A 21,149-nucleotide genomic window follows, 5' to 3' on the forward strand; every position below is an offset into this window, starting at 1 on the left:
CCGCCCGGGGGACGTCGGGACGACCCCCATCGCGGGGGCGGGGGATAGGGGGGCGGCCCCGGGGCCCCCCCCCCGGTTCCCCATTCCGGGCCTGGCCCTTCGGGCCATCCCGGAATGACGAGCCGGGGAGGCAGAAATGCCCCAAATCTCCCCAAACCGGACCTTGCCAATCGGGGCAAGAGCGGTTAGTCAGAGCGCTCTTTCGCGCCCCTCCGGCGTTGTCCGGAGGCTGCGTGCGGGCCCTGCCCGCAACCGCTGTTTGCGAAACACGCGCCCGTAGCTCAGCTGGATAGAGCATCAGACTACGAATCTGAGGGTCGGACGTTCGAATCGTTCCGGGCGCGCCATTTTTCCAGCATCCAGAACGAAACCCCTAGCTTTCGCGCTCGTGGAAAACTGACGATCTTGCCGGGAGCTGCCATGGTGTCGACCGGTACCCCGTTGCTCAGCGGGTTTCGTTCCGTTGAACGTTCGGACATTCTTGCGTCTGCGGAACCCGGAAGACTTCAAGCCGACGATAAATGTCGACGGGACTGCAGCTCAAAGCATTCCTGGTATTGCCAGCGGACCGCAAGAAACGCGGCTCGTCGATCTTGACTAAAGGCGGCATTGCGGTGGTCACCGACGATGCGCCGGTAGGATCGGGTTGCGACACGCCGGCGCAACCGAGGAAACGAACGATGGGTCGCCCATCGATCGATCCGGATCTGATGATCAGGATGTTGATCGAAGGTTATGTCTTTGCGATCCGCTCGGAGCGATCTCACTGCCGAGAAGTGCGGCGGAAACCTCGCCTATCGTCCCGCGCGCGATTATGGTTCTGAACGACCCTTCGCCGTCTCGGCCACGGCGCGAGTTAACTGAGCTAATAGGTCGTCCGCGGCGGGGAGACTCAGTGGTACATAAACCTGTTCCAAGTCCGCATGCCCCGGCAAAGCCACGTACATTGTCAGATCCACGTTTTCACCGTGGGCGATTGCTGAGATATGATCCACGTTCGGGAGTGAATATGGCGAGTCGCCTTCAATCTTGATTACAGTCGTCATCACACCACCTGCTACCCACGGTTGATAGATAAAGCGCGATACTTGTCATCAAGCTATAAATCTGTTCGGAATTCTAACACCCCGTCACAACGAATGAGTTTAGGAGCGGTTGCCAATCACACCGTGCAACAGGGCTTCAACACGACGCATCGTATTGTTCTGGAGTTGACGGTCAAGCTATGCACGATAGCGAAGCAACGGACGCAAAAGACGACCCACCCGCCCATCGCGGAACGTTTGAGGGTTAATCCATGCGGATTAGGTACATGCGGCGAGCAGCAGCGGTGGACCGAAGGTAACGCCGGTTGCGGCGAGAGCGGCGATAAGTGTCCCGGTGATGGCCCAATGCAGAAACGCACCGGTCGGACCGAAATCGGTATCGGGGCCAGCGCGGGCTATGTCGCGCAACATCCAGCCCAGCACGATCAGATGCGCGAGGAGAGCAGCGGCAAGCCATAGGCGCAGCGAATTGGTTGACCAGCCAAACGCGCAGCCGATACTGTGGATCGCGTAGAGAGCAACCAACGCACTGCACCAGACAGTGAAACCCGCCGCGAGCCACCAGAGGTGCTTTGGTGGTAGTACATGATGTTCGCTCACGGTCGAGCTCCCAGCACCGTAACGAGCGCGGGCAACGCGAGAACGAGGCCCATCGCAATGCCTCCCGTGACCAACGTGTAGTCCAGCCATAATCGCGTGAGCCGAAGATCCAGCACCCGCCGGGGCGCAATGAAGCCGGCGCCGAGACGCAGGAAATTGCTGACGAGGAACAGAAGGCCGATACCGGCGTGCAGGGCCACATAGCCGAGCAGTGCCGCCGCGGTCGCACCGAGCGCATGCTCGCGCGGATGCGGCACGACATCGACCATTAGCGCGATGGTCGCGGCGATGGCCGCCAGAAGCGCCAGCACGGCGAGACTAATCCAGCCGCTCGCCGAGCCACCGGCGGTGACCGCTCGCATCGATCCGCGCGCCGCCGTAGCGGCTACAGCGAGAGTGGCCATCGCGACGAGGGCGAGCATGCGGCTCGGTTCGGGTGCGATCGCCGCGGGCCAATTCGGCGCAGCAATCCAAAGATAGAAGGTTCCGAACAACAGCGATGTGAACAGAGTGCCATCGGCGAACAGCGTGCAGATCAACGCCAGCCACGCTGGCGCTTCGGCCACCTCAGTGTGAGGCGGCACGCTGACGCCATGACCGACTGGCATCGGGCCATAGTCGCGCGCGAGACCGGCGCGTTGCGCGGCGAGCACGAACAGGCCGGCGGTCACCAGCGCCGCGGCGAGGGAAAGCAGGTAGAACTTGAAAAGGAGCGCCAACACCGCCGCCGCGGTTGCGAGCCCGGTGAAAAGCGGCAGGTAGGTCGGTTGCGGCAGCACAATCAGTTGCTCCGGCGCGCCGGTCGTCACGTGTACGCCCAGCGTCTCCTGCCAGCCATTGCGTGCAAAGCCGAGATACCCTTCGCCCCGCGCCAGGGACAGTCCGAGATCGCGGGGGGCAATCCGGCCAGTGCCGGGTCCTAGAGACGGGATGGAAGCAAAGGCATACGGTGGCGGCGGGATCGGCATAGCCCATTCCAGCGTCGCCGCCCCCCAGGGGTTGCGACGCGCGCGACGCCCGTAACGGAGCTGCACGATTAGGTCGATCACCACCAGCGCGAATCCGATCGTCATGACGAATCCGCCAACCGAGGATAGCAGGTTGAGCCAGTTCCAGCCTTCATCGCCCTGATAGGTATAGATGCGACGGGGCATCCCAAGCAGACCGGTCAAGTGCATCATGAAGAATGTCAGGTTGAAACCGACGAAGACCAGCCAGAAGGCCGGTACCGCCAGTCGATGCAAGGCCGCGCGCCCTGTCAGCAATGGCAGCCAGTAGTAGAACCCCGCAAGCATCGGAAATGCGAGGGCGCCAGCCACCACATAATGCATGTGGGCGACGACGAAATAGGTGTCGTGGACCTGCCAGTCGAATGGCACCATGGCGACCATGACGCCAGTCAGGCCGCCGATCACGAAGATGAAAAAGAATCCGAAGACGTAAAGCATCGGCACGTCCCAGCGCGGCCTGCCGTGCGACAACGTGGCGAGCCAGGCGAAGATCTGCACCGCAGTCGGCACCGCGACGATCGCCGAGCCCAGGGAGAAGAAGGCGAGCGCGAGATGCGGGATTCCGACGGTGAACATGTGGTGCACCCAGATGCCGAAACTCAGGAAGGCGAGTGCAACGATCGCGACGACAATCGCCCGGTAGCCGACCAGCGGCCGGTTGGCGAAGACCGGGATGATCGTCGATAGTACGCCGGCCATGGGCAGGAATATGATGTAGACGTCCGGATGGCCGAACAACCAGAACAAATGCTGCCAGAGCAGCGGATCGCCACCGCGCGTCGGGTCGAAGAAGGGCAGGCCGAAGGCGCGTTCTACTTCGAGCAGGATCGAGCCGAGGATCAGCGGCGGAAAGGCTACGATCATCATCATGGCGGTGACCAGAATATACCAGCCGAAGATCGGCATGCGATCGAGCGACATGCCTGGCGCGCGCATCTTGAGAATCGAGACGACGATTTCCATGGCCAGTGACAGCGCCGAGATCTCGACGAAGGTCACGCCGAGCAGCCAGACGTCCGCGTTGACCCCCGGTGTATATAAACTGGAGCTCAGCGGCGTGTACATGAACCAGCCGCTGTTGGGTGCGACCCCGGCGATCAATGCCACGGTCAGAATCGTGCCGCCGAACAAGTAGCACCAGTATCCATAGGCGGTGAGCCGCGGAAAGGCGAAATCGCGCGTGCCGAGAATCTTCGGGGTGAGGTAGACCGCGAAGCTCTCCACCATCGGGATGGCGAACAGGAACAGCATCATCGACCCGTGCATGGTGAAGACCTGGTTGTAGGTCTCTGGGTCCATGAAGTCCCCATTCGGCGTCGCGAGCTGTACCCGGGTCAGCATGCCGAGCACGCCGGCGATGGCGAAAAACACGAACGACGTGATCATCATGCGTATGCCGATGATGGAGTGGTTGACAGCAGCGAGACGCTGCAGTCCGAGCCCGGTGCCCCAGATCGCGGCGAGCTCGCGGTGCAGCCGAAGCGCTGTAGCCCCCTGCGACGGCTGCTCGACGGATTCACTCATTTTCTATCCGACTCCCCTGATGCGGTCGCCCGCGCAAGCTCGGCAGAGAAATCTTCCGGGCGATGGACGATGACATCGAACCGCATCCTCGCGTGATCGAGACCGCAGAATTCGTTGCACTGGCCCGCGTAGCGTCCTGGTTGATCGGCCTGAATGCGCAGGCGAGTCACATGCCCGGGAACAGCGTCGATTTTGCCTGCGAAGCGAGGTATCCAGAAGGCATGGATGACGTCCTGGCTCGTGACGAAAATGTCGACCGGCGCGCCCGCGGGCATGTGCAGGACGTTCCGGGTCTCCACCCCGCCATGGTCGGGATAGCGGAAGGTCCAGACCCATTGCCGACCCACGGCCTCGATCCGCGGCGCCGCGTGTCCTGGTATCGGCAGGAGCCCCTCTCCGGCAATCAATGCATAGGCGACAAGCGGCAGCAGGACGAGGGCTGGCAGGACCAGGCCACCGAACACGATCCAGCGCCCGGGCGACACGCTCGAGCCCCAGCCTGGACGCCGGATCACCAGCGCGAACAGCACCATCACCAGTGCGAAGAGAACTGCCGCGCCGACCAGCATCACCCACCACAGCGTGGCGATCGAAGCCCCAGCCGGTCCCGAGGGATCGAGTGTCGACCTCGGCCCTTTGCAGCCGGGAAGTACTGCGAGCGTCCCGACTTGGACCGCAACGCACAGGAGACTACGATATAGGCCTGAAGGATGCGGCGATGGAGTGGAATGATGGCAAAGCAAGACGACCTCGAGACCCAGCCCCGTAGTGCCGTCATGCTGGAACTGCTGCGACTCGACGTCGGTTCGGCGGTTGCTCTGGTCGGGCATCCGATCCATGTAATAATGGTGCATTTCCCGATCGCATTCGCTATCGCGACCCTCGGCGTCGACGTATTTTACTGGTTTTCGGGAGACACCTTCTGGGCGCGTGTCGGGATCTGGTCGACCGGTATGGCCTTTTGGAGCGGCGTGGCCGCAAGCATCGTCGGCACCGGCGAGTTGTTGCTCGTACGCGGTATTCGGCTGCTTGAAGCAAGCTGGTCCCATGCCGTGGCGGCGATGACGTTGGTTGCGATCGCAGGCGCCAACTGGGGCCTGCGCCTGATGGATCCGGCGTCGATCTTGCCGCATGGCCTTGCCCTCTCGGCCCTCGCATCGGTGATGGTGGGCTTCGCCGGCTGGCACGGGGGCAAGCTCGTGTTTGATCATGGCGTGGGCATTCTGATTTCGCCGAAGGACTGATGCAGCCAACGCCCTAGTCCGCCAGGTTCGAACAATTGTACGGCGAACTGGTTCGCATCAAGGTGGGGCTTGGCCAGCACGACCCAGATGATTGCAGTGATCAATAGGATATACGCGCTGGTCAGGGCCAAATAGGAAAGCCAACCGAAGCGGCCTTCGGGCAAGAACAACTGCGCGAGGACCAAGCCCGCCACGACGTGCAGCATTGCCATGATCGCGACCAGCGCCATCTTCAGCGAGAACCACTCCGTGAAAGTAGACTGCAGGAAGATCAGCGCTGTTCCGCTTGCGATGGCGACGAATGCGGCGGGCGATGTTAGCTCTACGTAGACCAGGCGGGCGACGCGGTGTAGCCGGTCGAGATCCAGCCCCGCCGCAAGCCTGCGGCGTTGCCAAAACAGAAAGGGTAATGCGACCAATCCGCCCGACCAGAGCGCGATCGCAGCAAGATGCACGAATTTCAAGAAGGTTGTCACAGCGCCAGTTCGCTCGACCGCAGGCTGGACCACGCGATCCAGATCCCCGCACCGAGATAGGGCAGCATCGCCGGCACCCACATCAGCAGGCCAGCAAGTTGCTGGTCAGTGAGCGGCGCGACCCCCCAAGCTGCCGTGCTTGCCAGATGCACGGGATAGAGTGGCCTGGGCGCGAAGAAGACCAACGCGCCGAGAAGGCCCATCTGCCCAATCGTTGCTGCGAGTGCAACCAGAGCCGGGCCGGACTGCGGCGGCGCCAGGATCGACCGCCACAACAGCCAGGCGCTGCCAAGGAGCGAAGTCTGCATCAGCCAATAGGCAGGCACGCTGGCGAGGCCCCAAGCATAGGGCCCCGGTGTGTGCCATAGCCAGAGAATGACTGCATGTGCTGCGACAAGCATCAAGAGTGGCGGTGAGCCCGCACGCCGTAGCGGAAAAGCCAGTGCCAGAAGAGGCGCTGCGGCGGCGATCAACAAGACGTGGTGCAATACCCGTACCGAAAACAGCGCTGATGACAACGCACAAAGCGGCGAGACGAAGATGACGAACATCAGCACGATCGCGCCCCAGCCTGCTCGGGTGTCGGAGCATCGGCTGCGACCAACCGCAAGCGCCAAGGCAGCGAGTATTGCGATCAGCAGCGGATCCAGATTCCAGCGGGCCCAGAAGTCGTCCGGGGCAGCGGCGGGACCGCAGTAGGCGATCATGGAATCCGGCATGATACGGCGGTTTCCCCTGGTCTGTGGCCCGGTACAACGCGCGGTTCTCTTGCAATCAGAGAATGCATACTAGACCGGAAAAAGACGAAAAGGAAGTTAGTGGGCGAACAACACTGCACCGCGTTGCAATAAGAGCGAGCGATTACTCAGGCCGTTCCAATTCCGATGGGCCGCCGTTCTATTTGCCCGCGGATTCGCAGTCGAGATGTCATGAGTGCAAATCTTTTTGGACGGGCTTTCAGTTCGCAATGCTGCTAGATTTCGCTGCGCCTAGGTGACCGTATCCACGGCAGAAGGATCGGTTTATGCAGCTTCTCTACAGTTTGCGCGGGGCCGTTTGGATCCTCGTCTATCTGCTGTTCATTCTCGCTCCCTTGTTCGCGCTGCTGGCAGGATCGCATCCACCGACGCGCGGTTTCTGGACCGAGTTATCGGTCGCCCTTGGCTATTCAGGTCTTGCAATGATGGGCCTGCAGTTCGGTCTCACTGCGCGCTTCCAGTACGTCACCGAACCATGGGGCGAAGATGTCATCTATCATTTTCACCGTCAGATTTCTCTGATAGCGGTCGGCCTAGTCGTGGCGCATCCGGTCATTCTGGTCGTCGTTCAGCCGCAATTGCTGGCGCCATCCAATATGATTGACGCGCCGCTGAGCGCCTACTTCGCGTTTCTGTCGATTTTCTCGGTGATTGCACTTGTGGTGACCGCCCTTTGGCGACTGGCGCTGAAGATCAAATACGAGACATGGCATTTCATCCATGTCGTACTTGCGGTTGTCGCGATCACCGCGGGAGTCGTCCACATGGCAGGATCTGGCTTCTACCTGGTCGACCCCTGGAAACGCACTTTGTGGATCGGCTTGGCAATCTTCTGGATCGGATTGCTGCTCTACGTGCGAATCGCCAAGCCGCTGTTCATGCTTCGTCGGCCGTACATTGTTTCGGAAGTACGCAAGGAACGCGGGGATACCTTGACGTTGGTGATGCGGCCGGATGGTCACCCCGGCTTTCGGTTCAGCCCTGGCCAGTTCGGCTGGCTGACGCTGTGGGGCAGTCCTTTCAAGCTTACCGCGCACCCGTTTTCATTCTCATCCAGCGCGGCGGCCGCGGATGGACGTGTCGAGATGACGATCAGGAGCCTCGGCGATTTTACTAGCGAGATTGGCAGGGTCCCGACCGGAAAGCGTGTCTATCTCGATGGACCGTACGGCGCGTTCACGATCGGCAACCCGGCGGACATGCATGTGTTGATCGCTGGCGGCATCGGCGTGACACCAATGATGAGCATGATCCGCACGCTTGCCGACCGAGGCGACGAGCGGCCAGTCGTCCTGCTTTACGGCGTTCAGGATTGGGAATCGATCACTTTCCGTGAAGAGCTCGAAGCGCTGAAGGCGCAGCTCAACTTGACAATTGTGTACGTGGTCGCAAAGCCACCGGCTGATTGGACGGGTGAGCGGGGCTTCATCGATGAGGCCATGTTTAGGCGTCACCTGCCTCCACCATACGCCGACCATGAGTATTTCATCTGTGGGCCGAACGTGATGATGGACGCGATCGAAAATGCGCTCGGCGAGATGAAAGTGCCGATGTCGAAGTACCATTCCGAGCGCTACAGCTTTGTGTAGGGGAGGCTCCCGATGCGCCGCTTGTTTGCCTACCGACTGGTCTTGTCCACGGGAGCAATTGTGATCTTGATGTCGATCCTATTCGCGCTCTCGCGCATGGCCGGGTAGCGGGTTTTGCAGTACGGCGGCCGTGCCAACTACCAACTCAGTACCTTCAATTCGCTCTGGATTTGGGGGTGAGAGGACGCGTCGGAAATTATATATTTACTTCAATGATATAGGAGTTCGTAGTTCTGTTCTGGATGGCGCGCCATACAGTCTGAAACCGAGCACTCCAAAACCTGACGCTTGTGCTCTTGAACCCGCAACGAGCGTGCGCCGGCGCCCCGTTACGCGGTCGTACCGTCGATCGAGCGGCGGATCACCCGTTGTACTTCCGAATTCGATAGAAACAGATCGTGGTTGATGATGCCCCAGCCTTCCTGGGAAGCATCGACCACGCGCACGCCGAGCCGCTCGATGACGGCCTTTTCGGCGGCGCCGACCCGGGTCATTCCACCTGCGATTTGCCCCGACAGCGCCAGTGCGCGATCGTTCGTCGCGGCGATCACGGTGATCTTGCCGGCAAGCGGACCGATGCGGTGGATCGCCGACGAGAACACGTCCATGTCGATATCAGGCGCGGCAAACACGACCGCGCCGATCTTGCTCGTAACGGTGTCGCCGTATCGCGCATAGAGCTGACGCAGGCTTTCGAGCGTCAGCATGGTTCCCATGCTGTGCGCAACGATGTGCACGCGGCCGCCGCCTGAAGCCGACACGAGGGAAGAGAGCACGCGTTCGAAATCGTCGCGGGACCACATCGCGCTGTCGCGGTCATAGGCATAGTCGAACAGTCCAGCCCTGGAGGGCCAGGAGAACACCATGGTCCGGCCGCGGAACTTGATCCCATCGGAGAGATGGGCGGCATCGAGTGCCGCCGTCTCGAATGTCTGCTTGAAGCCGTGCACATAGATCAGGACGTCTCCTCCCCCGCCGCCCTGCGCAACGAGATCGCCAACCTCGGTCGCTACCGGTTCGACCCGATCAAGGCGCCAATCGCCAAGTCCGACTGAGGCGAGAGAAAGACGGCTCTCGTCCGGCGCCACCAGCGTTGCCCGCGCAACCGTCATTGTGGTCGCGCGCTCCGGCCCGAACCAGGGTTTCGTGCGACCGCCGTTCACGGGCTTGCGCGTGGTGGCGACAAGCAATGTGGGGTCGACGGAGAGGGACGACGCGTCGAAGCGCGCGCCGGTCGCGCCCAAGCCCGCGCATCCGCCGAGCGCGAGGGCACTGCCCGTCGACACAAGCCCGCCCAGGAGCGCGCGGCGCGAAAGAGAATAATCAGAGGCGCGTTGCAGGAGACGTCGGACGATCACACGAAACCTTTGGGAACTTTGCCCACCGTAGCCGCCCCGCCTAGCTCCCTGAATGATAATGGGGGCGAGAAGACGGCGGAGCAGCTTTGGCGTCCGCGTTCGCCGGCCGCGATCCGACGAAGTTCCGGAATCGGGCCGGCGTTGCCTCAATGATGATGGGCCGACACGCCCTTGACGCACTGGGTCAACAGATCAGTGGTGGCGGATTGGCCGACATCACCCAGGCTGATCATGCCGACCATCCGCTTGTTCCTGTTGATCACAGGCAGCCTGCGGATTTTCAGCGTCTCCATGTGATGCACGGCTTTCGCCAGATCGTCGTCCTCCCGGCAGCAATGGATGCCTCCGGTCATCACATCCCGCGCTGTCATGCGCGCGGCGTTCGAGCCGTTGCCCGCAAGGCCTTTGCAGACGATGTCGGGATCGGTCACCATCCCGATCAGATGGTCGTCTTCGCCGATCGGAATGCAGCCGATGTCGTGCCCTTGCATCAACTTCGCGATCTCGCTGATCGGGGTGTCGGGGCTGACCCAATCGACGCCCTTGTGCATCACGTCCCTGACCTTCATGGAGGACCTCCGTTGCGAACGCAGCCCCCGTGATGTCACTATACACCGAACCGGGCGCGACCGCACGTGCGCCGCGACGGGCGTGCCGGGGATCATCCCGCCGCCCTGCCGCGTCAGTCATGCCTACTGAAGCATCCATGCGGTGCATTGGCCGTCAGGCGCGCGAACTGCGCATCGGTGAGCTGGAGCAGCGTCTCGTGATCGCCGGCCTCGATATAGATGTCGGGCTGGGCCGGATGCTGTCATCGACGATGAGATCGAGCCCGTAGCACCGCCCGATCGCCGGAACGGCTCCGTGCGCGCAGTCCGCGAACAGCCGGTTGATCTCGGTTTCGTTGGCCATAGCGAGATCCTGGCCAAGCCTCTCCTTCAAGTCCGGCAGGCTGAGATGGTGCTATGCCGGCACGACTGCGAGCATATAGCCGCCGTCATGCCGCAGCACGACGGCCTTGGCGAGACGATCGCCCGAGACGTGGCAGGCCTGCGCCGTGCGCGTGGATGACGTGGTGAGATCGTGCGGAATCTCGGCATACTGGATGTTCTCGGCAGCCAGATATCGGTGCAGCGTGGGGGCAATGGACATGGCGTGGCCTCCGGATGGTATGCGAGCCACCCACCGTGAGGCTGCCCCCGCCGCACGATGGGCGGCCGCGTGATTGCCGGGCTTCAGCATAGGCCTTGCCCTCGAATGCCGCAATTGGGTCGGCGCGCGCGCCATTTTGCCACCATTCAGAACAAAACAGCGAACTCCGGTCGACGCCAGAGAATCGTCGAGTGAGTAGCATCAGGATGCCCCCTCGATTCTGAAACTCTCTACATCCCGCGCCGCGGTTGTTTCGCGGCCACCTTGGCAAAACCGGCCTTCATTTGGCCGACCGTATCAATGAAGGCCTTGATGATAGGGGAGTGCTCGCGATCCCTGTGATAGGCCACGCTGTATTGCGTTTTGATGGCGCGACCCTGGATTTCCAGTGCGCGCAGGTTGGGATGCGGAACGAACTCAAAATCGGCGACCACACTTATGCCGAGCCCCCGCTCGACGGCCTTCCACACACCTTCCCGGCTTTCGATCTCGAAAACCGGATTGATCTTTAGCCCTTCTTCCTGGATCGCCGCCTCGAACGCGCGTCGCGTCGTTGAACCGCGCTCGCGCAGAACGAAGCGCTGATCGGCAAGCTCGTGCAGCTTGACCGATTTTCGATTAAACCACGGATGATCTCCGTTGACGAAGATGACCACGCGATGCGTTCGATAAGGGATCATCACGACCCGCGGGTCGTCCGGGACTTCCGCGAGAATGGCGACCTCCGCTTCGAAGTCGATGATATGGCGCAATGTGCGTTCGGAATTTCCAAGCAGCGTCGAAATCTGCACGCCAGGATGGTCGCGGTTGAACGCCGCCAGAATCTCGGTCGCGTGAAACGGGCCCACAGTGGCGAGGCGGAGGTGACCTTTTGTGGATTGGCCATGCGCGTCCAGCAACTCGTGGGCCTCATCACAAAATTTCATGATGCCGCGTGTTATTTCAAACAGCGCAGCGCCAGTCTTCGTCAGCTCGACTGTTCTCGCTTTGCGGATGAGAAGCTCGACGCCGTAACTCTCCTCGAGCTCCTTGACCTGAATGGTGAGCGTCGGCTGCCCGACGTTCAAGACGCGGGAGGCCGCGGTGAAGCCGCCGTGCTCTGCGACGGCGTGGAAGGCGCGGATGCGGCTGAATACTATTGACATGATCAATAGATGTCCTTGAAAAGATGAATTTGTCAATATTAGGCAAGACCCTACCATCGCTCGAAAGGGAGAAGCGCGATGGTGTGGAAATACGGAAACCCGGTCCAGATCGAATTCGGCGTCGACAGTTTCAACAAACTGTCCGAACTGATCGGAAGCCGCCGATATGCTCTAGTCACCTATGGAGAGCCGTTCTTTGACGAGCTTGCGGGCCGGTTGACCGAGGCCGCCGGCGCACCCGTTCTCGTCATCCGCGACGTGGCGCCCAATCCCGATTACCGGTTGCTGGCAAAACAAACCGGCCGCTTCGCCGAACTGGAGCGGCAGCCAGACGTGATCGTCGCTCTCGGCGGCGGCTCTGTTATCGACTCGGCCAAGGTCTTCGCAGCGGCCGGCGGCGATTTCGGAAAGATCAGGACTTTCCTGGAAAGCCAGAAGGGTGGCGAACAGCTCTCGGCGATCCCCATCATCGCCGTTCCGACGACGGCAGGTACCGGCAGCGAAGTGACCTGTTGGGGGACTGTCTGGGACGAGGTGAACGGCAAGAAATATTCCCTGGCCCGGCCGACCCTCTATCCGACACATGCCGTCGTCGATCCGCGCCTGATGCTGGGCAAGCCGCTGTTACTGACGATCAGCACCGGGCTTGATGCTTTGTCGCACGCGCTGGAAAGCCTATGGAACGTCAACAACAATCCGGTGTCTGCCAATCACGCCGTTTCCGCCGCCCGCAATATCCTCGATGTCCTGCCCAAGCTTGCGAAGGACCTCGGCAACATCGAATTGCGCAGCCGGATGGCGATGGCCGCCTTGTTCGCGGGCCTGGCATTCTCGAATACCAAAACCGCGATTGCTCATTCGTTATCCTACCCGATCACGTTGCGGCACGGCGTTCAGCACGGGATCGCATGTTCGTTCTCGCTGCCGATGGTGCTGCGCAGCGTCGAGGGCGTCGGGGGTATCTGCGAAGACAGCCTGAAGCAGATCTTTGGCGCCGACCTGATGCGTGGCGCCGACGACCTGGAAGACTTCCTCGGACGGCTCGGAATCTCCAGCAACCCCGCTGCATACAAGATCGATCGCCAGGAGTGGCGTCTTCTGATCGCGGATTCGCTTCAAGGCGAACGCGGCAGGAATTTCCTCGGTTCGGGAGAGCGGTTGATCGAGGCGTCGCAGATGCTGCGGCTGCCGACAGCAAGGACTGCGTAAGACAAGCGGCGGAGGTTGCACTCGCGAAGCGTCCTCACCGCGGGCATGACAGGGAGAATGATCATGAAGACCAACGGAAAGCCAATCGTCGTCAATGGCCGCAACTACAATCCGCCCACGCGGCCGACTGTCGTCATCTGCCTCGACGGATCGGAGCCCGGATATATCGAGAAAGCCATCGAAGCCGGTGTCGCGCCGACCTTTGCGCGTTTCATGAAGGACGGCGCACACGTTCACGCCAACAGCGTGGTTCCGAGTTTTACCAATCCGAATAATCTGTCGATCATCACTGGCCGGCCGCCATCGGTGCACGGGATCGCGGGCAACTTCTTCTACGACGCTGCCAACGGCGTCGAAGTGATGATGAACGACCCGAAGTTCCTGCGAGCGCCGACCATCCTGGCGGGCGTTCACGATGCCGGGTTCAAGGTCGCGGCCGTCACCGCCAAGGACAAGCTGCGTACGCTGTTGTCGCACGGACTGGATTATTCGACCGGACGCGCCTTCGCGTTCTCATCGGAGAAGGCCGACAAGGCAACGATGAAGGACAACGGGATCGACGACGTTCTCACATTCGTCGGCTTGCCGCTTCCCGAAGTCTACTCTGCCGATCTATCGGAGTTCGTATTCGCCGCTGGCGTCAAGCTGGTCGAGCGCTATCGACCCGACCTGATGTACCTGTCGACGACGGATTACATTCAGCACAAGGTAGGTCCGGGAACCAAGATCGCCAACGACTTCTACGGCATGATCGACGGCTATCTTGCGCAGCTCGATGCGCTGGGTTGCAACATCGTTGCCACCGCCGACCATGGAATGAACGACAAGTTCATCCCCGGCGGCCAGCCCGACGTGCTGTACCTCCAGGATCTGTTCGACGACTGGATGGGCAAGGGAAAGGCCCGCGTGATCTTGCCGATCACCGATCCCTACGTGGCCCATCACGGCTCGCTCGGTTCGTTTGCAACGATCTATACCCCCGCCGGCAGCGACGTCGATGCGCTCATCGCCAGGCTGAAGAACACGCCCGGCGTTGAAGTGGCCATCACCCGCAAGGCCGCCTGCGATCGTTTCGAGCTCCCCGCGGATCGCGTCGGCGACATCGTCGTCATCTCGTCGCAGCACAAGGTGCTGGGAACGAGTCGGGACCGCCACGATCTGTCGGGGCTGACCGAGCCGTTGAGGTCGCATGGCGGAATTACCGAGGAGCGTGTTCCGCTGATCGCCAACGGCAAGATCGTCATTCCTCCCGGTCATGTGTTGCGAAACTTCGACGTATTCGACGTGGCCCTCAACCGCATTCAGTGATCGGCAGCAGTCCGACAGGAGCGTTCCATGAACATACAGGCTCAAGCCGTTCGTCATGAACAGATGCGGATCGCAGGCGCACTCGTCGATACCGACGAACGCGTCAACGTGGTCAATCCCTATACCAACAAGGTGATAGGCACGGTGCCGGCCGCGCGACCCGAACATGTGCGGGAAGCTTTCGCCAAGGCAAAGGCCTTCAAGTCCAGACTCACGCGTTATGAGCGTCAGCAAATCCTGCTCAGGACCGCCGACATTCTGGCAAGCCGCAAGGAAGAATTCGCGCGATTGATCACCGCTGAATCGGGTCTGTGCTGGAAGGATTCGCTCTACGAAGCCGGCCGCGCCTACGACGTGTATTCGTTCGCTGGCCAGTTGACCATCAAGGACGACAGCGAGGTGTTCTCGTGCGATATCAGCCCCCAGGGCAAGTCGCGCAAGATATTCACCATGCGCACGCCTTTGCTGGGCGCCATCTCGGCGATCACGCCGTTCAATCATCCGCTCAACATGGTGAGCCACAAGATCGCGCCCGCCATCGCCACCAACAACCGGATCGTATTGAAGCCGACCGAACTGACGCCGCTCACCGCGCTGGCATTGGCCGACGTGCTCTACGAAGCCGGGTTGCCGCCGGAAATGCTCTCGATCGTCACCGGCAATCCCCATTCGATGGGGGACGCCATGATCACGGATCCCGATGCCGATCTCGTCACCTTCACCGGCTCGGTCCGCGTCGGCAAGCACATCGCTGCGAATGCAGGCTACAAGCGGCTGGTTCTCGAACTCGGCGGCAACGATCCGCTGATCGTCATGGAAGATGCCGACCTCGCGAAGGCGGCCGAACTGGCGGTTCTGGGCGCGACCAAGAATTCAGGTCAGCGCTGCACCGCCGTCAAGCGCATTCTTTGCGTGGAAGCCGTCGCCGACGAGTTTTCCGCGCTCGTGCTCAAGCGAGCCAGGAAGCTGAAGTGCGGCGATCCGATGGATCCTTCGGTGGATGTCGGAACGGTCATTCATGAAGGCGCGGCAAAGGAGTTCGAGCGACGCGTCAACGATGCTGTGAAAGACGGTGCTCATCTGCTTCACGGAAATGACCGCAACGGAGCGCTTTACCCGCCCACGGTCGTCGATCACGTCCCGTACAAATCCGAGCTGGTCCTGCAAGAGACGTTCGGCCCGGTGATTCCGATCGTCAGGGTTCCCAATGACATCGAGAGCGTGATCAGGATTTCCAACTCGACCGCCTTCGGTCTGTCGTCGGGCGTTTGCACCAACCGCCTCGACTACATCTCGCGATTCGTCAACGAACTCGATGTCGGCACCGTGAATGTCTGGGAGGTCCCGGGGTATCGCATCGAGATGTCTCCGTTTGGCGGCATCAAGGATTCCGGGCTTGGATACAAGGAAGGCGTGCAGGAAGCGATGAAGGGTTTCACAAACGTGAAAACATACTCGCTTCCCTGGTCCACGTAGCCGTCGGGGCCCATCGAGCGGCCGCGCCGAGCTCATTCAAATAGGTCAGTTGGAATCGGCCCGGAAGAAGTGCCGACCATTATTGAAGTCAAAACAGGGAGGTTGAAATGTCCGTTATGCAAAGCCCGGCGAGCATAGGCTCCGTCGGTATCGCAAATCCCGAACTCGCGGCCAGTTTTCGGCACGCGCAATGGCGGATGCTGCTGGCCGCGATGTTCTGCTACCTGTTCTTTTATACGGGTCGTCAGACCTTCGGCTTTGCCATCCCTGGAATTCAGGCTGAGTTTGGCGTGAGCAAGGCCACATTGGGCTGGGCCAGCGCCGCACTGTTGTGGTGTTACGCCATCGGTCAGGCCATCAACGGCAACCTTGGCGACAAGCTCGGCGGCCGTCGCGTGATGAGCGCTGGTGCGATCCTGTCGTTCATCATGAACTGGGCCACAAGCCTGTCCACCGGCATCGTGAGCCTGTCGGTGTTCTGGGGCATCAACGGATACTTTCAGTCGATGGGATGGGCGCCGGGCAGCCGGCTGTTGTCCAACTGGTGGGGGCGTCACGAGCGCGGAACGGTCTATGGGCTTTACACCTTCGCCGCCGGACTGGCCTCGGTTCTCTCGTTCGTGACTTCGCTGATCGTCGTCGGTTACTTCCAACTCGACTGGCGCTGGATATTCAGAATTCCGGTCCTGCTTTTGCTGATCGGCGGGATCGCGTTCTATCTGATCGCCCGCGAGAGACCGGAGGATATGGGCTTCGTATCGCCTCATGATGATACGGTTGACGATGGCCCGAGAGTTGCGGACTCCGAAAGCTCGTTTGCCAGATACAAGGCGGTTTTGTCGAACTGGCGGCTCTTGGTCGCGGGCCTTGCGATCGGATTTCAGAATGCAGCCAGATACGGGCTGCTGGTGTGGGTGCCCGTGCATTTTCTGGGGGCGAACTGGACCAAGGCGGATGCAGCGGCGGCGATCGATCCCAGGTGGATCAGCATTGCCCTGCCGGTCGGCATGGCGTTCGGCGCATTTTCCAACGGCTGGATTTCGGACAGGCTGTTCAACTCGCGCCGTTCGTCCGCGATCGTGCTCTACATGGTGCTGGCAGCGATCACGGCGCTTTACATGTACACCATTCCGACCTCTGCCGTTTACCAGGGAATGGTCGTGTTGTTCTTGTGCGGCTTCTTCGTCTACGGCCCGCAATCCTCGTTCTGGGCGCTCTGTCCCGACCTGGTCGGGCACAAGCGGGCGGGCACGGCGACAGGCGTCATGAACTTCTGCGCTTACCTGTTTGCCGGTTTGGGTGAACCGATCATCGGGCATTTCATGGACGGCCATCCGACATCGGTCGTGTTCCTCGTTGTCTCGGCGTGTGCTGTCGCGAGTGCAGCGGTTGCAAGCTTTATTCGCCGATAACATTGATTTCCCGAGGCATACTCCCTCGTCCAAAACGAGGGAGTATGCCTCGATGCCAGACCTAATATTATTGAGCCGATAGTTGGATGGCGCCCTCCCAGGTCTGGACCGGCGCACTTTGGATGTTTCGTGCCCCTCACGCCGTCGCTAGTGCCGGCTGCACCGGCCGCCGGCCGATCATCAGCGACAGCACGGCCGCGACGATGCCCGTTGCGCCCGCGATCATGAAGGCTTGCAAATAATCGCCCTGCGTCGAGCGCATGAAGCCGGCGAAGAAGGCGGCGCAGGCGGCGCCGAGTTGATGGCCGGCGACGACCCAGCCGAAGATCAACGGCGCATTCTTGTCACCGAACGCCTCGTTGGCGATGCGCACGGTCGGCGGCACGGTCGCGATCCAGTCGAGCCCGTAGAACACCGCGAACACCGACAGGCTGACCAAGGAGAAATCCGAGTAGGGCAGGTAGATCAGCGAGAGCCCGCGCAGGCCGTAGTACAAGAACAAGAGCTTGCGTGGATCGAAGCGGTCCGTGAGCCAGCCCGATAATGTCGTGCCGAACAGATCGAAGAATCCCATCAATGCGAGCAGGCTCGCGGCCTGCACCTCGAAGATGCCATGGTCGCCGCAGAACGCGATCAGATGGGTGCCGACGAGGCCATTGGTGGTGAAGCCGCAGATGAAGAAGGTCGCGAACAGGAACCAGAATGTCGGTGTCTTCGCCGCGCGCGCGAGGTTGCTGAGTGCCGCGACAAACGGATTGCCCTGCGCCGGCGGCGCGGGCTGGTCCTCATGCGCGCTGCCGTAGGAACGCAGGCCGATCGTGGCGGGCCGCTCCGGCACCAGGACATACACCAGCGGAATCAGTGCCGCGCAGCACGCAGCCACTGTCAGCACCACCGGCTGCCAGCCGCCCCATTCGACCAGCGCCGCGAGGCCCGGCATGAAAATGAGCGTGCCGGTGGCCGTGCTCGCGGTCAAAAGGCCCATGACGAGGCCGCGATTGGTGGTGAACCAGCGGTTGACGATGGTGGCGCCGAGCACGTTGGCGACCGCGCCCGAGCCGATGCCGGAGAGCAGCCCCCAGGTCAGGAACAATTGCCACGGCGCGGTCATGAAGTAGCTCACGCCGGTCGAGACAGACATCAGCGCCAGCGCGCCGAGCACGGTGCGGCGGATGCCGAAGCGCTGCATCACGGCGGCGGCGAACGGGCCCGCGAGGCCATAAAGGAAGATGCCGACCGCGGCCGACGACGAGATCACGCTGACGTCCCAGCCGAAAGTTTTCTGTAAAGGCAGCATCAGCACGCCCGGCGTCGAACGCAGTCCCGCTGCGGCAAGCAGCGCCAGGAAGATCACGGCGACGACCACGAAGGCGTAGTTCTGGCCGAACGGCCGCCTGGGAACGGAGGTGGTGGATTGAACGGAAGCTGGGGGCATGTTACTTACCGGTACGTATTGCGATGCGGTATTGATACGTACCGGTTAGTAACATTGTCAAGCCCATGCGAGAGGTCGAGGGAGCCCGATGAGGAAAAAAGCCGATATGCCTGCGGCCGCCCCGATCCGGGCCGCCGACCGGATTCGCGCCTCCGCGAGCGAGCTGTTCTACCGCGAGGGCATCCGCGCCGTCGGCGTGGACGAGGTGGTCGACCGCGCCGGCGTCACCAAGCCGAGCCTCTATCGCAGCTTCGCCTCCAAGGACGATCTCGCCGCCGCCTATTTGCGCGACTACGATCTGGAGTTCTGGGAGAAGTTCGAGCACCCCGGCGGCAAGTCCTACAGCAACGCACGCGAACACGTGCTCGCCTATATCGGCGAGCTGGCGCCGCGCGCCGCGCGCAAGGGCTATCGCGGCTGCGGCCTCAGCAACGCCACGGTAGAATATCCGTCGCGCGACAATCCGGCGCGCCAGGTCGCCGAAGCGCACAAGAAGGTGTTCCGCAAACGCCTGCGCGAGCTCGCGGCCCACATGGGCGCGCGTCACCCGGCCGTGCTTGGCGACGCCCTGCTGTTGCTGATCGAAGGCATCTACGTCACCGGCCAGCAGTCCGAAGACGGCCCCGCACAGTCGGCGCTCGCGGCCGCGAAGCTGCTGATTGATGCGAGTGTGAAGACGGGGTGAGGTGGGCCACCGCTGTCTACGAAAACACGCGCCCGCAGCTCAGCTGGATAGAGCGTCGGACCACGAATCCAAAGGCCGGACGTTCGAATCGTGTCGGGCGCGCCATTTCGGTACAAAACTGGGCACTCCAAAACCTGCCGTTTTTGCGCTTGAGGCCGCGACGAGAGTACGCAGCAGAACGCTTTTCGAGCCCATGATGCGAACTTCTTTCGCGTCCACTTCGACGCGCTGGGCCAGCGCGCGGAGATGGTCGCGGCGGTAGCCGCCCGACTCAGTCCGCATGCGCCTGCGGGCCTGGCTGGCGAACGTTTTCAGCGCCTGCGGTGTGATGCTCGACCCGAGCCGATCAAGCGCGCCCTCGGCCCGTTCTGCGTCGGCACCAGCCTGGTCGCGGACGGCCTTCAGCTCGGTCACGCGCTCCTTGAGCATCGGATCGGACACATCGGCGATTCCGTTTTCGATGGCGTCGTAAAGCCGCTTGAGCTTAGCGCCTGCTTCGGCCGCACGCTTGCGTAATTCGACGACGTGCGCCGTTCGGCGCTCGGCGCGCTCCTCCCGGCGGTCGAGCACACGCGACAGGATTTGCTCGAGACGTTTGGGCTGCAACAGGCGCTGCTCGATGTGCTCTGCGACCACACTGTCGAGCTTTTCCATCGGAACGGTTCGTCCCCTGCAGCCGGCCTCGTCCTGCCGGACCTTGGTGCAGCAGGTGTAATACCTGTATCTTCCGCTCTTTCCGGTCCTCAAGGTCATGGCTCCGCCGCAAGCGGCGCAAAAGCAGATGCCGGTAAGGAGGGTCGGGCCGCTGACGACGCGCGGCGCGGTCATTGCAGGGCTGCGCGTTTTGAGCAGCGTCTGCACGACCTCGAACTCGGCTACGTCGATGATCGGCGGAACGGCCATCTCGACCACCTCGGCCTCTGGCTTTCGCTCGCGTGTTTTCCAATATTTGGTGTTGAAGCGGTGGCGGCCGATATACGTCGTTCGCGTCAGCACCTTGTGGACGGCGTCGACGCCCCAGCGTCCACCGTCGCGGGTCCGGATGCCGGCTTCATTCAGATGTTTGGCAATCGACTTGACGCCCATGGGCCCGGAAGAGCCGTTGCCTTCGCGCGCCAGGCGGAAGATCAGCCGCACGGTTTCGGCCTGAATGGGATCGACCTCTAGTGTCTTCTTCGTGCGGTGGCCGCGCTGCTCGGCGGCTTCCACGACGCGGTAGCCGATCGGCGGCAGCGCGCCATTCCAGAAGCCTTGGCGCGCGTTCTCCTTCATCGCCCGTAGTGTATGCTTGGCATTCTCCTTGGACTGGTATTCGTCGAACAGCGCCATGATCTGGCGGATCATGTTGCTCATCGGATCGTCGCCGAGCTCCTGGGTGATCGACATCAGACGCACGCCGTTCTTGGCAAGCCGGCGGACATAAAACTCAAGCTGGAACTGATCGCGGAAGAAGCGGCTGAAGCTGTGGACCAGGATCACGTCGAACGCCGCTGGCTTGACTGTCGCCGCGTCGATCATGCGCTGGAACTCGGGCCGCCGATCGTCGGTGGCGGAGGCGCCCGGCTCGACGTAGTCGGCGACGATCTCCCAGCCGCGCGACGCGCAATAGGCCTTTGCCTGGCGGCGCTGATCCGGAATGGAGAGATCGTTGTCGGCTTGCCGCCCCGTCGAGACTCGGAGATAGAGAGCCGCCCGAACCGTCGCCGTCATGGTGATGTCCCC

19 protein-coding genes, 1 tRNA gene and 1 pseudogene are annotated in these 21,149 nt (G+C 61.7%); 9 read left to right on the forward strand and 12 right to left on the reverse strand.

Annotated elements, in window-relative coordinates:
* Window positions 1-270 precede the first annotated feature (270 nt).
* Window positions 271-347: transfer RNA gene (locus tag ABIB73_RS31040), tRNA-Arg, on the forward strand.
* Window positions 348-680: 333 nt separating this feature from the next.
* Window positions 681-801: pseudogene (locus ABIB73_RS31045) on the forward strand (transposase); the annotation flags it as partial.
* A 503-nt stretch (window positions 802-1,304) separates the two neighbouring features.
* Here ABIB73_RS31045 and ABIB73_RS31050 read toward each other — a convergent pair.
* Genes ABIB73_RS31050 through coxB form a run of 3 tightly spaced genes read right to left on the reverse strand, consistent with a single transcriptional unit; the run spans window position 1,305 to window position 4,923 of the window.
* Window positions 1,305-1,646, reverse strand: a complete 342-nt coding sequence (locus ABIB73_RS31050; RefSeq protein WP_354230324.1) for a hypothetical protein — start codon at window positions 1,644-1,646, stop codon at window positions 1,305-1,307.
* Window positions 1,643-4,180, reverse strand: a complete 2,538-nt coding sequence (ctaD, locus tag ABIB73_RS31055; protein ID WP_354230326.1) for a cytochrome c oxidase subunit I — start codon at window positions 4,178-4,180, stop codon at window positions 1,643-1,645. The genes ABIB73_RS31050 and ctaD overlap by 4 nt, the downstream gene beginning before the upstream one ends.
* Complete coding sequence (gene coxB / locus ABIB73_RS31060; protein WP_502918470.1) at window positions 4,177-4,923, reverse strand: cytochrome c oxidase subunit II; 747 nt, start codon at window positions 4,921-4,923, stop codon at window positions 4,177-4,179. The genes ctaD and coxB overlap by 4 nt, the downstream gene beginning before the upstream one ends.
* Between coxB and ABIB73_RS31065 the strand changes: the two genes are divergently transcribed.
* Window positions 4,912-5,424 (forward strand): DUF2231 domain-containing protein, encoded by a 513-nt coding sequence (locus ABIB73_RS31065; protein WP_354230327.1) that lies wholly within the window; start codon window positions 4,912-4,914, stop codon window positions 5,422-5,424. The two genes, coxB and ABIB73_RS31065, sit on opposite strands and share 12 nt — an antisense overlap.
* Here ABIB73_RS31065 and ABIB73_RS31070 read toward each other — a convergent pair.
* Together ABIB73_RS31070 and ABIB73_RS31075 are read right to left on the reverse strand one after the other, a co-directional pair.
* Window positions 5,388-5,933, reverse strand: a complete 546-nt coding sequence (locus ABIB73_RS31070) for a HemJ family protein (protein ID WP_354230329.1) — start codon at window positions 5,931-5,933, stop codon at window positions 5,388-5,390. The two genes, ABIB73_RS31065 and ABIB73_RS31070, sit on opposite strands and share 37 nt — an antisense overlap.
* Window positions 5,897-6,619 (reverse strand): cytochrome c oxidase assembly protein, encoded by a 723-nt coding sequence (locus ABIB73_RS31075; protein WP_354230331.1) that lies wholly within the window; start codon window positions 6,617-6,619, stop codon window positions 5,897-5,899. Before ABIB73_RS31075 ends, ABIB73_RS31070 begins: the two co-directional genes overlap by 37 nt.
* 305 nt (window positions 6,620-6,924) lie before the next feature.
* Here ABIB73_RS31075 and ABIB73_RS31080 point away from each other — a divergent pair, with 305 nt between their 5' ends.
* Window positions 6,925-8,247 (forward strand): ferredoxin reductase family protein, encoded by a 1,323-nt coding sequence (locus ABIB73_RS31080; protein ID WP_354230333.1) that lies wholly within the window; start codon window positions 6,925-6,927, stop codon window positions 8,245-8,247.
* A 329-nt stretch (window positions 8,248-8,576) separates the two neighbouring features.
* Here ABIB73_RS31080 and ABIB73_RS31085 read toward each other — a convergent pair whose 3' ends face one another.
* The 5 genes from ABIB73_RS31085 to ABIB73_RS31105 all read right to left on the reverse strand — a co-directional run bounded on the left by ABIB73_RS31085 (window position 8,577) and on the right by ABIB73_RS31105 (window position 11,902).
* Window positions 8,577-9,605 carry an alpha/beta hydrolase gene (locus tag ABIB73_RS31085; protein WP_502918471.1) on the reverse strand — a complete coding sequence of 343 codons (1,029 nt, stop codon included), beginning with the start codon at window positions 9,603-9,605 and terminating at the stop codon, window positions 8,577-8,579.
* Between the two features lie 146 nt (window positions 9,606-9,751).
* The gene (locus tag ABIB73_RS31090; protein ID WP_354230337.1) at window positions 9,752-10,174 is read right to left on the reverse strand and encodes a CBS domain-containing protein; all 423 of its coding nucleotides are present in this window, start codon (window positions 10,172-10,174) and stop codon (window positions 9,752-9,754) included.
* 154 nt (window positions 10,175-10,328) lie between these two features.
* Window positions 10,329-10,517 (reverse strand): YbaK/EbsC family protein, encoded by a 189-nt coding sequence (locus tag ABIB73_RS31095; protein ID WP_354230338.1) that lies wholly within the window; start codon window positions 10,515-10,517, stop codon window positions 10,329-10,331.
* A 51-nt stretch (window positions 10,518-10,568) separates the two neighbouring features.
* Complete coding sequence (locus ABIB73_RS31100; protein WP_354230340.1) at window positions 10,569-10,757, reverse strand: hypothetical protein; 189 nt, start codon at window positions 10,755-10,757, stop codon at window positions 10,569-10,571.
* Between the two features lie 230 nt (window positions 10,758-10,987).
* Entirely contained in the window at window positions 10,988-11,902 is a 915-nt protein-coding gene (locus ABIB73_RS31105; protein ID WP_354230342.1) for a LysR substrate-binding domain-containing protein, read from the reverse strand.
* A gap of 78 nt (window positions 11,903-11,980) precedes the next feature.
* Here ABIB73_RS31105 and psrA point away from each other — a divergent pair, with 78 nt between their 5' ends.
* The 4 genes from psrA to ABIB73_RS31125 all read left to right on the forward strand — a co-directional run bounded on the left by psrA (window position 11,981) and on the right by ABIB73_RS31125 (window position 17,307).
* Complete coding sequence (gene psrA / locus ABIB73_RS31110) at window positions 11,981-13,111, forward strand: iron-containing alcohol dehydrogenase PsrA (RefSeq protein ID WP_354230344.1); 1,131 nt, start codon at window positions 11,981-11,983, stop codon at window positions 13,109-13,111.
* A 63-nt stretch (window positions 13,112-13,174) separates the two neighbouring features.
* On the forward strand, window positions 13,175-14,419 hold the full coding sequence (gene phnA, locus ABIB73_RS31115) for a phosphonoacetate hydrolase (protein ID WP_354230346.1): 1,245 nt from the start codon (window positions 13,175-13,177) through the stop codon (window positions 14,417-14,419).
* A 27-nt stretch (window positions 14,420-14,446) separates the two neighbouring features.
* Window positions 14,447-15,895 (forward strand): phosphonoacetaldehyde dehydrogenase, encoded by a 1,449-nt coding sequence (phnY, locus tag ABIB73_RS31120; RefSeq protein WP_354230348.1) that lies wholly within the window; start codon window positions 14,447-14,449, stop codon window positions 15,893-15,895.
* A gap of 116 nt (window positions 15,896-16,011) precedes the next feature.
* On the forward strand, window positions 16,012-17,307 hold the full coding sequence (locus ABIB73_RS31125; protein WP_354230350.1) for an MFS transporter: 1,296 nt from the start codon (window positions 16,012-16,014) through the stop codon (window positions 17,305-17,307).
* 136 nt (window positions 17,308-17,443) lie between these two features.
* Here ABIB73_RS31125 and ABIB73_RS31130 read toward each other — a convergent pair whose 3' ends face one another.
* The gene (locus ABIB73_RS31130; RefSeq protein ID WP_354230351.1) at window positions 17,444-18,742 is read right to left on the reverse strand and encodes an MFS transporter; all 1,299 of its coding nucleotides are present in this window, start codon (window positions 18,740-18,742) and stop codon (window positions 17,444-17,446) included.
* 106 nt (window positions 18,743-18,848) lie between these two features.
* On the opposite strand from ABIB73_RS31130, the gene ABIB73_RS31135 reads away from it, so the two are divergent.
* Window positions 18,849-19,427 carry a TetR/AcrR family transcriptional regulator gene (locus tag ABIB73_RS31135; protein ID WP_354230353.1) on the forward strand — a complete coding sequence of 193 codons (579 nt, stop codon included), beginning with the start codon at window positions 18,849-18,851 and terminating at the stop codon, window positions 19,425-19,427.
* Window positions 19,428-19,466: 39 nt separating this feature from the next.
* Here ABIB73_RS31135 and ABIB73_RS31140 read toward each other — a convergent pair whose 3' ends face one another.
* On the reverse strand, window positions 19,467-21,137 hold the full coding sequence (locus ABIB73_RS31140; RefSeq protein ID WP_354230355.1) for a recombinase family protein: 1,671 nt from the start codon (window positions 21,135-21,137) through the stop codon (window positions 19,467-19,469).
* Between the last annotated feature and the right edge of the window lie 12 nt (window positions 21,138-21,149).

This window comes from Bradyrhizobium sp. F1.4.3 (genome assembly GCF_040548375.1).
Taxonomy (GTDB): Bacteria; Pseudomonadota; Alphaproteobacteria; order Rhizobiales; family Xanthobacteraceae; genus Bradyrhizobium.